At 60.0% G+C, this 15,160-nt stretch carries 11 protein-coding genes and 2 pseudogenes; 1 reads left to right on the top strand and 12 read right to left on the bottom strand.

Features of this window, described 5'->3' with window-relative positions:
- From DD1DGNOD_RS11405 to DD1DGNOD_RS31175, 5 genes and pseudogenes are all read right to left on the bottom strand, one after another.
- Window positions 1-1,154, bottom strand: a 1,154-nt coding sequence (locus DD1DGNOD_RS11405) for an AMP-binding protein (protein WP_241255660.1), incomplete at its 3' end; no start/stop codon positions are given.
- A gap of 127 nt (window positions 1,155-1,281) precedes the next feature.
- A complete protein-coding gene (locus DD1DGNOD_RS11400) occupies window positions 1,282-2,067 on the bottom strand; it encodes an enoyl-CoA hydratase/isomerase family protein (protein WP_131766548.1) in 786 nt (261 codons plus the stop codon).
- A gap of 28 nt (window positions 2,068-2,095) precedes the next feature.
- Entirely contained in the window at window positions 2,096-3,076 is a 981-nt protein-coding gene (locus DD1DGNOD_RS11395) for a zinc-binding dehydrogenase (RefSeq protein WP_206443102.1), read from the bottom strand.
- Window positions 3,077-3,431: 355 nt separating this feature from the next.
- Window positions 3,432-4,541 (bottom strand): DUF7064 domain-containing protein, encoded by a 1,110-nt coding sequence (locus tag DD1DGNOD_RS11390; protein ID WP_241251449.1) that lies wholly within the window; start codon window positions 4,539-4,541, stop codon window positions 3,432-3,434.
- Window positions 4,542-4,789: 248 nt separating this feature from the next.
- Window positions 4,790-4,963 (bottom strand): annotated as a pseudogene (locus DD1DGNOD_RS31175) (acyl-CoA dehydrogenase family protein); the annotation flags it as partial.
- Window positions 4,964-5,839: 876 nt separating this feature from the next.
- Between DD1DGNOD_RS31175 and DD1DGNOD_RS11380 the strand changes: the two are divergent.
- Window positions 5,840-7,096 (top strand): LuxR C-terminal-related transcriptional regulator, encoded by a 1,257-nt coding sequence (locus tag DD1DGNOD_RS11380; protein ID WP_165034932.1) that lies wholly within the window; start codon window positions 5,840-5,842, stop codon window positions 7,094-7,096.
- A gap of 274 nt (window positions 7,097-7,370) precedes the next feature.
- Here DD1DGNOD_RS11380 and DD1DGNOD_RS11375 read toward each other — a convergent pair whose 3' ends face one another.
- The 7 genes and pseudogenes from DD1DGNOD_RS11375 to DD1DGNOD_RS26900 form a co-directional block, all read right to left on the bottom strand.
- The gene (locus DD1DGNOD_RS11375; protein ID WP_131766543.1) at window positions 7,371-8,822 is read right to left on the bottom strand and encodes an aldehyde dehydrogenase; all 1,452 of its coding nucleotides are present in this window, start codon (window positions 8,820-8,822) and stop codon (window positions 7,371-7,373) included.
- A gap of 189 nt (window positions 8,823-9,011) precedes the next feature.
- Window positions 9,012-9,335, bottom strand: a complete 324-nt coding sequence (locus DD1DGNOD_RS11370) for a 2Fe-2S iron-sulfur cluster-binding protein (protein ID WP_131766542.1) — start codon at window positions 9,333-9,335, stop codon at window positions 9,012-9,014.
- 13 nt (window positions 9,336-9,348) lie between these two features.
- Window positions 9,349-10,614, bottom strand: coding sequence for an NAD(P)/FAD-dependent oxidoreductase (locus DD1DGNOD_RS11365; protein WP_241255658.1), 1,266 nt, complete (start codon window positions 10,612-10,614; stop codon window positions 9,349-9,351).
- Window positions 10,615-10,704: 90 nt separating this feature from the next.
- Window positions 10,705-12,000 (bottom strand): cytochrome P450, encoded by a 1,296-nt coding sequence (locus DD1DGNOD_RS11360; protein ID WP_241251447.1) that lies wholly within the window; start codon window positions 11,998-12,000, stop codon window positions 10,705-10,707.
- A gap of 89 nt (window positions 12,001-12,089) precedes the next feature.
- Window positions 12,090-13,196, bottom strand: coding sequence for an NAD(P)-dependent alcohol dehydrogenase (locus DD1DGNOD_RS11355; protein WP_131766541.1), 1,107 nt, complete (start codon window positions 13,194-13,196; stop codon window positions 12,090-12,092).
- 472 nt (window positions 13,197-13,668) lie between these two features.
- Complete coding sequence (locus DD1DGNOD_RS11350) at window positions 13,669-14,796, bottom strand: peptidyl-prolyl cis-trans isomerase (protein ID WP_131770086.1); 1,128 nt, start codon at window positions 14,794-14,796, stop codon at window positions 13,669-13,671.
- A pseudogene (locus DD1DGNOD_RS26900) lies at window positions 14,793-15,160 on the bottom strand (RND transporter); the annotation flags it as partial. The gene DD1DGNOD_RS11350 and the pseudogene DD1DGNOD_RS26900, both read right to left, overlap by 4 nt.

Here is a 15,160-nt window from a genome sequence, read left to right as displayed (position 1 = left end):
AAGCCCGCCTCGTCGACGACCTTGATCGAGGTGCCGGGTAGAGCCGATCCGTCGGAGGTGACCGAACGAGCTGGATCGTCCTCCACCGTGCACATGGTGGTCACGGCGTTCTCCGTACGGCCGTAGAGACTCAGTATCTGGCAGTTCGGCAACAGCTTGCGAGCCCGTTCCACAAAAGCCCCCGGAATGGGTGACCCCGCGGAGACCCAGATGCGCAGGCTGCTGGGATCGTGCTCGTCGGGATCGTAGACGTCCATGAGCATCTGCAGGAACGTCGTCGCGGTCACCGCGACGGTGCAGCGGAACTTGCTGATCTGCTGTAACCCCGCGCTGGGCTCCCATGCCTCCATGAGGTGCGAGGCGGCGCCGTAGATCATCGGTATGAGGAGGCTCGTGATGAACCCCGTCGTGTGTGTCACCGGCGACGGGCCGAACTGGATGTCGGACTGGCGGTAACCGAGGCCCTTGCCGAGCAGCCGCGAGCCGGCGGCAAAGGTGTTGAAGGTGTGCAGGCAGCCCTTGGGGCGAGACGTCGTGCCCGAGCTGTAGACGATGACGAAAGGATCGTCGGCGCCGGCACCCGCACCGATCTCCTCGGCCACGGTCACCGGGCAGGAGACCGCCAACAGCGACCCGAACGCAATCACCGAGCCACGCTCGTCGGAGGAGCCCCCCCGCACTACAACGATCTTCTCCAGGTCCGGGCAGTCGGCCTGGAGCCTGGTGTACATGTCGAGGTAGTCGAAGTTCTTGAACCTCTCGCAGGTGATGGCCATGCGGATGCCACCGTCGCGCAGGATGTAGCCGACCTCGTCACGCCGGTAGATCGGCATGATCGGTACCATGATGGCGCCGATCCGCGCCAGCGCCACCGCGATCTGCGCGAACTCCGTCCAGTTGGGGATCTGGACGCAGACGCGGTCCCCCTTGCCCAAGCCCAGATGCTTCAGGCTCGCCGCGAGACGCAGCCCGGTGTCCCGGAGCTCCTGGTAGGTCAGGGACGTGGTGTCGTCCGTGATGAACACCTTGTCGGGCTGCCCGGAAACCTGAACGTCCAGGACGTCGAACAGGGTCTCCTCACGCCATAAACCGGTGGCGTAGAAGGTGGCGATGTCGTCTTGTGAGTAGCGGTCCGTCACCGTGGTGAACGTCATGGTGATCTTCCTCGCAGTCAACAGTGACCGTGTGCCAGGTCACAGTACTTTAGTCGACCTTAAAATGGTTAGACCAAAAAAGCAATGACTTTGACCCCGGTGCCGGTAGCCGGTCAGGACGAAACGATCACCTCATCTTCCACTCGGGGGCCCGCTTCTCACGGAACGCCCGCACTCCCTCGACGAGGTCCTCCGTGGTAAAGGCCAGGGCGAGCTGAGCCTGCAGTACATCCAGGGCCTCGCCCAAACCGAGGTCGCGAGTGGCGTTGATGGCATCCTTGCCAAGCTTCATCAGCAGCGGCGACTTCGACGCCACCTTGTGCGCCCAGGCACGGACGACATCGTCGAACTCGGCGTCGGGCACTACCGTGTTCACGATGCCCAGGTCACGGGCTTCCGAAGCGCTGATGAGGTCACCGAGCATCATCAGCTCGTTGGCCTTCATCCGATCGACGTTGCGGTAGATGAGAGCCGAGATCATGAAGGGGAACGCGCCCACGTTGATCTCTGGACAGCCGAACCGGACCGACTCCTTCGCGATCACCAGGTCGCAGGCCAGCGCCAACCCGAACGCCCCCGCGAGCACGTCACCGTTGGCGGCACAGATCACCGGCTTGCCCAAAGCCCCGATCAGCTTGAAAAGACGCGGAAAGCGATCAAGCCCGGCGTACTTGGTAATCGTCGGACGATCATCGGCGAACGCCTTGAGATTGCCACCCGCGGAAAAGATCCGATCATGCGACGAGGTGAGCACCGCGACCCGCACGGCGCTGTCGTTCCTCGCCCCTTCCAGCGCAGCCAGAAGATCGTCAAGGAGCTCGTCACTGAGCGCGTTGCGGGTTTGCGGGTGGTCCAGTGTCACGAAAGCGACACCGCGGTCATCCACCTCGTAACGGACGAGCTTGTCTGCCATCGACGTTGTCCCTTCCCGGTACGGGTGTTCAATCCTGCACAAGGACGATCTTGCCGAACCCGTCGCCCCGCTCGAGGTACTGCTGCGCCTGCTCAGCCTGGTCGAGCGGGAAAACCCTGTCGATGATTGGAGGTGCCACCTGCCGGGATTCCAGCAGCGCCAGCAGCCCGGCGAAATCGCGAGGACTACCCATCGTGGTGCCGAGCAGGTCATACTGGCCGAAGTAGAAGCGCCGTACGTCGATAAGCGCTTCCTGCGCGCGCGAAGCACCGAGAACCACCAGCCGGCCGCCGGGGCGCAACGCCTGGATCGACTCCTGCCAGCTTCCCACCGAGTCCAGCACGAGGTCGAAACCTCCTCCCCCGGGTGAGCCCTCCTTCGCCGCCTGCGCCCAGTCAGGCTCGGTGTAGAGAACGCCACCGCTGGCCCCGAGGCTGCGGGCCCGCGCGATTTTGGCGGCCGAGGACGAGGTGACCACCACCGATGCACCGATGCCGGCAGCGAGACCGACCGCCATCGTGGCAACACCGCCACCGGCACCGAGCACCAGCACGGACTCCCCGGCGCGCAGCCGGCCACGGGTGAACAGCGCGCGATAGGTGGTCAGCCCCACCAGCGGCAGAGCCGCCGCCTCAGGCCAACTGAGCCCGGCGGGCTTCGGCACCACGCATTCGACGGGCACCCGCACCAGCTCGGCGTAGGTGCCCGGCTGGTGGTCACCCAAGATCTGCCAGTCCGCACCCGGCGCACTGTCGTCCTCGCCCCACCACAGCGAGGGCACGATCACTACTTCCTCGCCGGTGTCCACGCGCACGCCCGCGCCGTCCGCACCGAGCACATGCGGCAGCGGGGAATGGTACCTGCCCTGCCGGACCAGCACGTCGTGCCAGTTCAAGGCGGTGGCACGGAGCCGGACCGTCGTCCATCCGGGTTCCGGTCGCGGATCGGGAAAATCGGCGAACCGCAAGTTCCGCGCCGCACCGAACTCACGGAGGACAACTGCGCGCACCCTACCTCCAAGCAAAGGTCTGACCATTGGACCCTAGTGCCGGAAGTCGCGAGGGCGCAAACAACCTGCCTGCAGATGATTTTGGCCGATCGCCGACGCCGGCTACGGCAAGGACCCACACCTGCGCGCCTTCTGCCACACCCAGCGGTTGTCCACATGCTCGCCATACCGAAAGCCTGCCGTTGATCGACACCAGAGGCCGGGACGCTCGCCCGGAACGGGTCCAGGGCCACTTCCCCGCCGGAACGTTCGGTGGACGGTAGAGGAGAACAAGCCGTCAGGGGCCTTTCACACAGGCCGTGCGCACTCAGGCACTCCCCCAGCGCCTTACAACCGGTAACCGATCAGCCCCAGATCACTCCTTGCTCTCAATCAGGTGCTGCAGGTAGGGCGTCGGCCAGTGGGTCTCGAACTGTCCGGCGCCGACCTCACCGTCGATTGTCGCGGTGCAAGCCGCCTCCCAGATCTCGGTGGCCATCTTGTCGTTGGTGGGCAGCTTGACGACCCCGTAGCTGTCAAGCACGAGATGGGTGCTCTCGCCGGTGATGTCGACCAGTTCGGCATCGAGCCGGCGCTGGGTCATGTCATCGTTGTAAGAGGCCTTGTGCTTGATGTGCGAGACCGGAACGGTCACGCCATCCTTGACGACATAGCCTGCGAATCCCCACTCGCCCTTGGCGATCCAGATCCAGCCGTTCACGGCCCGGCCGGACTCGGTGTACGCGACGAACCACTTCCAATGGTGCGGAATCCCCCAGTTGCGGTTCCCCCACGAATGGTCACGGTGCCCCATCCGGTCCCACTCGATCCGGCGTCCGCCGACGTCGATGAAGCCCGTGACGCGACCGGTCTGCTCCAGCCGGTTCTCCGCGAACCAGGCGGGCAGGCCGTCGGGGTTCGAGCGGTAGCTGAACGCGTCGTGGATCGCTGCGAAGGTGTATTCAATGGTCAGGTCCTCGTGGCGGAACACGACCTCGGCGGTACGACGCAGCTCCGGCTGTTTGACGGTGAGGCCCTGGAACGCAAAGTTGTCGAAGTCCATGCCGGTCGGTACGCTCCCGCTCGCCAGCTTGAGCGCAACCGGCTCGGTGTCCGGTCCCCAGACGGAAACGTTGTAGCCGGTCTTGCCCCGGTCGGTGAGGTATAGATAGATCTGCATACCCAACCGCTCCTCAGGCATGATCAGCTCCCAGAAGAGGCTGTCACGCATCTTCCCGCCCGGGGCTGGCCAGTGCCGCAGGTCGTCCCGAGGGCCGAAACCTGGGTCGACACCTCCCAGCGTCACCATTGTTTTTCCTACCTTCCCGTGAAGTGCGGCGCTCGGCGCTTCTTGAACGCCGCTAACGCCTCGGACGTGGCCCCAAGTGGTGGAAATGCCCGGCGAGTTCGACTGATTGATCTCGGCGACGAGCACGATGGCGCGCCGGACTGCATCGGCCACGTAATCCGAGCCGATCCCCAGCAAGCAGATGCCATCGGCATCTCAGCAGCAGGACCTTCTCGGACTCCAGGGCCTTGGAGATACAGACCTTGCACCAGTCGACGACGCGATGGTCGTCGTCGTGGCGCGCGAAGGTGATGATCCGGATGGTCTCCAGATGTCCAGACCCGCCCGGGCTCGGCGCCACCGAAACAGATATAGCAGTCATCGATGACGATGCGGGGAAGGATGCGGCTGCCTGAGCTCCGGCGACCCATACTTGAGCATCGGGTACATACCGAAGATCGACAGGTGGATGGTGCTCGCGCGTTCACCCTGCCTCCGAACTTGGCGATCTCCTCGATCAACAACGCCGCCTCGCCGATCCCGAAGCTGTGGCTGCCGTACCCTTTCGGGACGGTGATGCCGAGCCAGCGGTCGGCGACGATGGCGTCGTAGAGCTCCATAGGGGAACTCGTGTGCTTGGCCCTTCTCCATCCAGTAGTGGTCGTCGAACTTCCCGGCCAGCTCGGCGTGCACCCTACGGATCGCCTCCTGATCTTCCGCCAGCTGAAGGTCCACCGCACGTCTCCCGCCAGCCACTTTTGATCATAACTTACCAAAGGTCCAACCAAAATGCACTTCAGGACGGAACCCCCCAACCCGCGCAAGACAAGATCAAAACCTTGTGGGAACTACCGATTCTCCTGTTACATGCAACCGTTCCCTGCTCGGGGATGCCCTCCGGCGAACTGATCTACGCCGGCTCGGGTGACCGGGACGGGAACGGTGGCAGGCGCACGAACCGCTCGGGGTGGGCGCGGTATAGGTATCGTCAGCGCGCGTGTAACCATAGCAGAAACGTGACATCGAGTTTGTGAACGTGCGATCGCGCCTTCTCCACCAATAGCATGAGAAGTTTGACGGCGAACACGACGCCTGTTTCAGGAATGGAACTTTGCCCGGTTCTTCTCAAGCCTGGCGGTCCCACTGTACAGGCGTATTGACCGTCATCTGATGCGATAAGCGCGACGGAAGTATGGGCGGCCGAGAGCGACAAACAGGCACAAGCCTGGCTGGCCGAGATCCGACAACGAACCGCCGAGCCTCTCCGCGCACTGGCGACTCGCCTACACGTCCTGGCAACGGGGCGGCACGAGCCCCATGACGGGAGACTGTCATGCGGGGATGCAAGGGCTGTGGGTGAGACGCCGCCGCCTACCCGGCGACACGGCGGGTAGAGCACTGGTCACGGTCAGGGCCGATGAGGAGAATACGCATGCCGGTTTCACCTCGTACCAGCGATGGGTACAGCAGCCCGACATAGATTGGAGTCATGCATAATGACTGACAGCCACCTACCGAATACAGTGAGCAGTGGTGCTGCAAAAGGGAAGATCACGATGGGAACAGCAACCGTCACCCCGAGACGTGCCCACGAGTGGCGCTCACGCCTGGCCGAGGCGTTGTCCCGACAGGAGCTTGCCGACGTACTTGAGACAATCGAAAGCGCCAAGCGTCTTCTTTCGCCCAGCGCCACGCCGGCACTGGAAGACATTCACGATTTCTACGCAGCGACGCATGCACTAAACACAGCTTGGACTGCCGTGAGTCGGGCACTGAGCGGGGACAGGGAGGCGATTGAAGCCGTAGTCTCATCCGAGGATTTAGTCCAATTGCTGCTCCGGATCCGTGGCGCCGAGAATATCGTTCGCCGCATAGAAATCATGCGAAGGACAGAAGCCATCCGAACCGTACAGCAGGCGCTGGGCCAGTTCCAGGATATTAGACAAATCAACCAGTTGAGCAACAAGTGTCCAAAAGTCATGGCCGAAATGGGATTTGATCGAGCTATGCTCTCCATGGTTGACAAGTCGGTATGGACACCAGTGTCCGCATATGTCGACGGTGACTCCGAGTGGGCTCAGGCTATCGTCCGGTCAGGTCAGGAACACCCACAGCAGTTAGTTTCTTCACTCCCAGAATTCGAACTCGTTCGACGCAGGCATGGCATCCTGGTTACTGACGCGCAACAGAATCCAAAAGCAAACAGGGCAATTGTCGGCCCTTCCTTGTCCCGCTCATACGTCGCGGCGGCACTCATGCCGGAGGGTAACCTTATTGGATTGTTGCACTGTGATCAGTACTTCCACCGCGGAGATGTGGGTGAGCTCGACCGCAACCTGCTCAACTTATTTGCGGAAGGTTTCGGTTATGTGTTAGAACGCGCAATTCTACTCGAACGCGCCGCAGCCATCCAAATTGAGGTCGCAAAACTATCCGAAAGTATCACGGCGGCCGCTGAAGGGTTCAGTAAAGAAGTTACTATCGCAAGTGATGGTTTATCGCTACCTGCACGACGGACGGTGAACACACCCCGGATAACCCATACCGCATTAGACGCCTACGACCTCACCCGTCGCGAAATGGAGGTACTTAGGTTGATGGCGGCCGGCGAGACCAACAGCCAAATCTCCGACCATTTGATCATCTCTGCCGGTACGGTGAAATCGCACGTCAAACACATCCTTCGCAAACTCGGTATGACGAACCGTGCCGAAGTGATCTCATACTGGTTCAATGCACAACAATCAAGGTGAAAACGCACCACAGCGAGGACACCGACAGGATAATCACCGTCGTCCAATGAAGCATCAGAGTTCGCTTCCGGATCTAGCGACTGGCCATTCGGCACATCAGGGATCGCATCAACCATGCCTCCGGGCAGGATTCCCGATGAAATGCATGGGCCCCGAGGCCAACAGTAACTCCGTCTGGATTTCAATCGTCGGTGACTCCCGGTGTCGACAAGATCGATACCGTCGACACCGGGAGTATCATTCATCCGGCGAAGCCAGATGCATATGCGAAATGTTACTTGTCAAGATAGACAGACTTGGTCAGCTGGTATGCGGCCAAGCCTTCGGGGCCCAGCTCTCGGCCCAGGCCACTGGCCTTGATGCCCCCGAACGGCGCGGTCGGATCGGGCAGATAGGCATTGATCCCGAACGTTCCCGTGTGCACGCGCCGAGCCACGTCAAGACCCCGATCGGCATCCGCCGTCCACACCGAACCTCCCAGACCGTAGTCGACATCATTAGCGATTCGGATCGCATCGTCGAGGTCGCCGTAGGGAATCACCGACAGCACGGGTCCAAATATTTCCTCCTGCGCGATCGTCGTGCTGTTGTCCACATCAGCAAACACAGTCGGCTCGACGAACCAGCCCTTGTCGCGATCCTTCGGGCGTCCACCACCCGTCGTCACACGTCCGCCGTCGTTCTTGCCCTTCGCGATGTAGCCTTCCACGCGTTCACGCTGTCGAGCGCTGACAAGCGGCCCGACTTGAGTCGTCGGATCAAGGGCGTCGCCAACCTTGAGTGCACCGACGAACCCGGTAAAGATATCGACGACTTCATCGTAGCGGCTGCGAGGCGCCAGTACACGCGTACCCAGGTAACATGCCTGCCCGTTGTTCAGCAGGCACGCACCGAACAGATTCTCCAGGCTACCTGGCAAGTCTGCATCATCGAGGATGATGGCTGCCGACTTGCCACCCAACTCCAAGGTGACAGGACGGAGCAGTCGTCCACAAACTTCTGCGATCGACCGCCCAGCAGCCGTTGATCCGGTGAAGGCAATCTTGTCTACCTTCGGATGGGCAACCAGGAACGCACCGATTTCTCGGCCGCCCGGAACGATATTCACGACTCCATGTGGGATCCCAGCCTCCTCGATGGCCTCTGCTAGGACATAGCTGTCCAAGACCGTTTCCGGCGAGGGCTTGATAACCACTGTGCAGCCAGCCGCCAGGGCCGGTGCCAATTTGAAAGCCGCAAGCGCCTGCGGAAAGTTCCATGGGACGATCGCACCGACGACACCGATCGGCTCACGCCGTACCAGGGTATTACCGCCGAACAGACCCGGACGCCTCTCTTCAAACGAAGCGTTTTCGATGAGATCGGCGTAGTACCTCAGCAGAACCGCCGGAAATACCGCCTCCAATTGCTGACCAATTACGAGCGGCATCCCGTTCTGGCTACTCACTCGACGAACGATCTCCGCACTCCGGCTTTCAAGGGCCGAGGCGAGGCGCCGCATCGCTTCAGCACGCTGCGAAACGGGCCACGTTGACCATCCATTCGGATCGTCGAAGGCCGCCCTGGCAGCGTCGACCGCGCGGTCCACATCCTTTTCGGACGCTTCCGGCACAGTGCCGATAACATCCTCGGTGCTGGCCGACACGACCGTTATTGTCTTGTCCGACTCCGGCCTGACCCATTCACCACCGATGAACAGTGAATGATAATCGATTACTTCAGCCATTGTTGCCCCTCACCCCACATAAGAACCTGTTTGGAAGTACCCCTACACCGGTAGGCCAAACCCACCAAACGAGACCGTCAAACCGGCGACGCACCGAGCGTCAGAGCTTGTACCCATGGCGTATCGCCGCCTATCCCACGCCAGAACAAGATCTAAAACAGGTTGTAAGCGGCACACCTGCCATTCTTTTCACTCCTGCGACTCAGGGATACGTAATGTCAAGCCATCCAATTCATCGGTCAGAAGAACTTGGCAGGACAATCGAGAGTTCGAGCGAGCACCGTCAAGGAATTCAATCAGATCTTTTTCCTCTTGGGTCGCCTCCTCAAGCTTACCCAGCCAAGATTCGTCAACATACACGTGACAAGTTGCGCACGAGCAGCTCCCACCACATTCGGCCACGATCCCGGGCACGTTGTTATTGACAGTGGCCTCCATGACGCTGCACCCGGAATCGACATTCAGCTCCCACCGGGAACCGTCATAATCATTGATGCAAGTAATTTTCGGCATCACTTCTCCACCATCACACTAACACTCCCTGCAGAGGAACCGAGCTGTCAGCAAGCTTGGTAAGGTCGACCCGTGCGTTCTTCTCGATGAACCTCTTACCTGCCATGAATTCACCCGGAGAATTAATCGTTTCGACCGCCACAACATTCTCGCCTCGAACGTGGAAGAAGGCGATCTTAAAACCCTCCAAGGAATTCCTGGCGATGACCTCCTCACCCTCATGGACAAGGCCGGCCATCTTCAGCTTCAAGTTGAACTGGTCCGACCAGAACCAGGGAACCTCGGGCTTTGGCTGCGGTCCTCCCATGATAGCGGCGACCGCCTGTCCAGCCTGTTCTACCGCGCTCGGGATACTCTCCATTCGAAACAGATCAGTACGATTGGGAAGCGGTCGTCGCGTCACATCACCGATCGCGAAAATCCATCTGTCGCTGGTCCGCGACTGTTCGTCCACAACAATACCATTATCGCAGTGCAATCCAGCGCCACACGCCAACGCATCACATGGAACAGCACCGATCCCCGTAAGAACACCGCCACAGGCAATTTCAGTTCCGTCGCTGAGAATAACGGAACGCACCGCCCCGTCAGCACCACCGGCAAACCCCACGACGGAGTCAGAAGTAAGTATGTTTGTGCCTCGTTCTTGATGATAGGCAGTGAGCACCTTTGACAGCTCGACGCTGGCCACCCTGGCCAGAAGGCGATCTTCTCGCTCAATTACCGTGACGCGAACACCATTTGTCTGGCAGACAGCGGCGACCTCAAGTCCGATGTAGCCGCCACCAACTACGACCAGGTGTCCACTAGACGGTATCAAGTCTCTTAACCGACCGGCATCAGCAATCGTCCGCAGCTCCTGAATCCCGGTGAGGTCGCTACCCGGCACGTCCAGCGACCGAGGTGCTGCACCAGTCGCAAGGATAAGCACGTCATACTCAAGAGTGGTTCCATCCGAGAAGCTGACAAATTTTCCTTCCGGGTTCACCTCAGCTACTCGGGTCCCCAGCCGCAGCTCGATTCCCTGGTCCCGGTAGAACTGCGTAGGCTTGAGATAGAGGTCTTCCACACTCATGTGGTCGGCGATATATGCCTTTGACAACGGGGGGCGCTGGTAGGGCATGACAGGTTCTTCACCGATTAAAATGACTTCGCCACCAAACCCCTTTTGCCGAAGAAAAGCCGCCGCGTTGGCACCGCCGTGGCCGGCCCCCACGATAACAACCCGGCTTCGGGGGCTATCACCAAGCATAGCCTCTGAGTAGCTGTCATTTCCCATAGCCGGGAATTGTCCTTCCTCGGTCGCGGTGGCCGTGCATTAAGTCACGGCCACCGCATACCACCGCGGTCCCCACAACGTGTCGGGAAGTTACGCCTTGGTGAATCGGACAGGAAGCTTCGTGAGTCCACCCACAAAGTTCGCTTGGGACAGCTTCGGGTCACCTGCCAGCTGGATGGACTTGAGCCGGGGAAGCAACTCCTCGAATAGGATCCGCATTTCGATCTTTGTCACATGCTGACCAAGGCACATATGTGGGCCGTAGCCGAAGGAGATGTGCTTGTTCGGCCTCCGGGTGAGGTCAAACACATCAGGATTCTCGAAGACATCCTCGTCGCGGTTGCCCGACGGGTAGCACAGCATCAGCCGGTCCCCGCTCTTGATTTCCTGACCGCGCAATTCGGTGTCTCGACTAGCAGCCCGCATGAAATGCTTCACCGGAGCCACCCAACGAATACACTCGTCCACGAGGCTGGGAATCAACGACGGGTCGGCATGTACCTTGTCAAGCTGATCCGGGAACTCGGCAAACGCACGCAGTGCGCCCGAAATGGTGGAAGACGTCGTGTCGTGGCCGGCCGTGGCAATGGCGAGGTAGTATCCGTTGCACAACACCTCGGAAAGGTACTCACCATCGACCTTGGCGTTGGCGATGAGCGACAGCAGATCGTCCTTCGGGTGAGACCGTCGGTGCTCGGAAAGATCGCTGAAATACGCATAGAAGTCCTGGACGGCTCCCATCCACATACGCGCAGCGACATCTGGCTCGAGCTTGACTTCTTCGCGTTGCTGTTCGGGGTCGTTGCCTCCAAACAATTCTTGGGTCAGCTTCAGCATGCGCGGCTCATCTTCTTCCGGCACACCGAGAAGAGTCATGATGACGTGCAATGGGAAGCGCAGAGCAAAGTCTGTTACGATGTCGACCTGACCGTCCGAATCCATGAGTTTGTCTACGGCTTCGCGAGCAAGTTCACGGATCCGGTCTTCGAATTTCCGCAGATTTCTCGGCATGAACCACTGCGCCGTGACATTCCTCATCTTGGTGTGCTCAGGCGGGTCCATGTAGACCACCATGTCGATTGCTCGAATGGTGCCGTTGTTAATGCTCCGAATGAAAGCGTCGCTCGCCTGATCATTAAGGATGGGATTCTCCACGCCACTGGTGAAGAGATCGGGCTGCTTTTCTACCTCCATGATGTCGGCATGCTTGGTGATCAGCCAAATCGGATCGTAGCCGTCCAGATTGGCGAGGCCAACCGGCTTGTTCTGACGAAGCCACTTGTACGCCGAGTAGAAGACTTTCTCATCGGTGTGCGACTCCGCGAGCATAACCCCTTGTGCGATTTCGTCCGGAATGGCCGGGCCACTGTCCAGCACAGTCGTCACTGGTTTGTCCTTCCTCGTTGTAAGGGTTTATATGCTGATCTTCAGGCAGCAGAACCGCCACTTTTCGCTGTCGACGTCGACGGTGCTACTCATCGGTCGTTGACCAGCACCGCTTTCACCGTTTGACCGCTCTCTTGTTCGTGAACCGCGTCATTAATACGAGAAAACGGGAAACTCTTGACAATCTTGTCGAACGGGAACTTGCCGTTCCTGTGCAGCTCCACCAGCCTCGGAATGAACTCGTCAGGGTTGGCATCACCCTCGACAATTCCCATGACACGCAACCCGAGGACCATCGCGTAAATAATGTTGATAGACAGTTCCGCTTGCGGATCGGCTGGCACACCAACCAGACCGAGTAGACCTCGAGGAGCCATGCACTGGGTGACGGCGGCGAGCACGTTCGAATTGCCAGAGGTGTCGAACGCGAAGTCCACACCCGCAGCCAGGACCGCTCGGACCTGCTCTGAAAGAGCGCCCTCCGCAGGGTCGATGACATGCGTCGCACCGAGAGAGGAAGCCAGTTCGCGACGCGACGCGTGTGGCTCGGAGACGATGATGTACTCACAACCCTGCACAACGCCGGCCATTACCGCCGACAGCCCGACGGCACCGGCCCCGACAATCAGCAAGGAGGAACCCGGCGGACAATTGAAGGAATTCATGATCGCGCCCGCTCCGGTCTGGATCCCGCATCCGAGCGGAGCGAGTAACTCGAGAGGCACATCATCGCTTACCTTCACCACGTTGCGCTCGTTCGCCAGAGCGTACGTCGCGAACGATGACTGGCCGAAGAAGTAACTGCTGACCTTCCTGTTACCCGAAGAAACTGTTGCAGATCCGTCGGGGCGGGATCCGCCGTAGTTCAGAGGAGCGAACTGGTAGCAGTATGCCGGGATGTTCTTCGTGCAGTTCGGACACGCGCCGCAGCTGTTGAACGTAAGCACTACCCGGTCTCCGGGCTGAACTTTGGTCACTGCCGTCCCGACCTGTTCGACATAGCCGCAGCCCTCGTGACCGAGTAGGGCCGGAAGCTCGATCGGGATGGCCCCGTCACGAGCGGCCAGGTCGCTGTGGCAAATTCCCACGCTGCTGATTTTCACCAGAATTTCGTTGTCGCGTGGCTCATCGAGACTCAGCGTCTCAAGCTGGAAATCTTCGTTTGGCTTGTATGCGACGGCAGCAATGATGTCCATGTTGTCCTCACGATTGTTGAATTTGCCAGTCGCGCGTGCAAGTAACACAAGGACAATCTGCGGCTTCCCTGAATCGGATGCACAGGCGCGGCGTATTCGGAGGCGAACGAACCGTCTCGTCGTATCCCTCCGGCCTCCCGGTAGTTGCTGTTAACAGCACGAGTATGCAGGCTTTGTGGTGTGCGACACATCATCCCAGATAGGTATTCTTATATCACCGTGGGATGACGTGGGGCGCATGTGCACCCTGGCCCGTACAGCGGGGACGGTGCGCTGCGCTAGAGTCACACTGAGCACGGTTCCGGCCGAGTCGGCCGATGATGCCTCGGCCGAAACCAGCATTTGCTTAGAACGACGTACCCGTCACCTGTCGTGTTCGGATCGCCGACGTGGGTGCGGCACAACACCAGGAACTTCAAGTTCGGATCAGGACTGTGACGACCGCGAACAAATACCGTCAGGGCTTCGGCTGTCATGGACCTTTTCCAGGCTCGGCCGGCTGAGCACTGCTCGCCTGCGGCGGCATCGACGGAACCGGCGGCGGCGCGTCAGGATCAGATGGACGATAATTGTCTGCATACTTCACATGAGCATTTTTGATCGCGTCGCCGAGCCATTTGCGCCACGTCTCAGTAGCCTTCTCCCAACGAAGCTGTTGACTCATCTGATCCTTTATCTGCTCGAATTCCAGCGGAGTGGCAAGATTAACTTCGAGCACGCGACCCACATTCCAGCCATGCGATGTCTTCACAGGTCCGAACACCGCGTCAACGGGCACGGAAAAGGCCTGGTTCGCGTACGTGTCTTCCAGCTGGCTCTTTTCCACTAGGCCCAGCTTGCCATCAGAGCTCTTCGTGCTTTCGTCAACGGAATATTGTTTCACCAATGCTGAGAAGTCGCTGCCGGAGCGGGCCTCCTCGAACACCTTCTTGGCCTGATCTTCGTCCGTCACGACGATATTCTGTATCGATCGCCGCTCCGGCGTCACCATAGTGGCCTTGTGGTCGACGTAGTATTTACGAACGTCATCGTCGGTTACCTGAGAGGCCGCACCGGACCCGACCTGTTGGAAGAGCCTGTCGACGCTTTGCTGCCGCTTGATCTCGTCTATGACGTCCTGCTCCGATGCCCCGTACTGGCGGAGCAGATCAATGAACGACTGGCGATCGCCCCCCAATTGCTTATTGATTATCTCCGTCAGAGTATCGCGCGCCGATTTGTCCGAAATGATAATATTCCGAGAGCGTGTCTCGTTATCAAGGACGATGCTCATCGCGACCGCCTTGGCCGAATCCCGCCGGAAGGCGTCTTTCTTTTTCTCGTCTCCGGGCGGCTGGACACCATACAGTGCCTTCAGAACGTCCATTCGATAACTCACCTGCTGCTCCGTGACGTCTGTGTCGGCGACACGCAGTGCCAGACCGCCCGGAAGGCTGGTCAGCCAGCCAACTGTCAAGACGGACGCGACGCCGACAACAATGGCCACCAGCGCGGCAAGGCTGGCGACTCGCCACCGCTTGCTGGCCGGGAGCAGACTGCGAACCGAACTCGAAAGTCGAACGGGCACCTGCGAGCGGAATGCGAGAACACCAACTTTCATACCTCCACCTTTTTCATTTCTGTCGAAAGTGGCCGTGATGTGGAAATCTGATCGTGACCTCGTTCCCGTGACCGCGGGATCAGTGCGACAACGAGTCGAGCGGCGATGAACGACAACCCGACACTGCCGGCCATCAAGAGCCCGAACTCCCGGACCATGTCCAGACCGGAGGCAGCCAAGGCGGCGTAGCCGAGGGCGGCAGCCACCGCTGCCGCGAGAACCGTGCGGTGCAGTTGCAGACGCCTACTGCCCAACCCGTCGCTGAGCATCACAGTGAACTCACACGCGGTCGCCGTAGTCAGTGAACCGAGCGCGAGCGTGAGTGGGGTAACCGACATCCCCAGCGCCCCGACCGCCCCCAGAC

Origin of the sequence: Candidatus Protofrankia californiensis (assembly GCF_900634765.1) — a bacterium.
GTDB classification, from domain to species: Bacteria; Actinomycetota; Actinomycetes; order Frankiales; family Frankiaceae; genus Protofrankia; species Protofrankia californiensis.
Note: the sequence above shows the minus strand (reverse complement) of the source record. Positions and strands in the feature narration are given on the sequence as shown.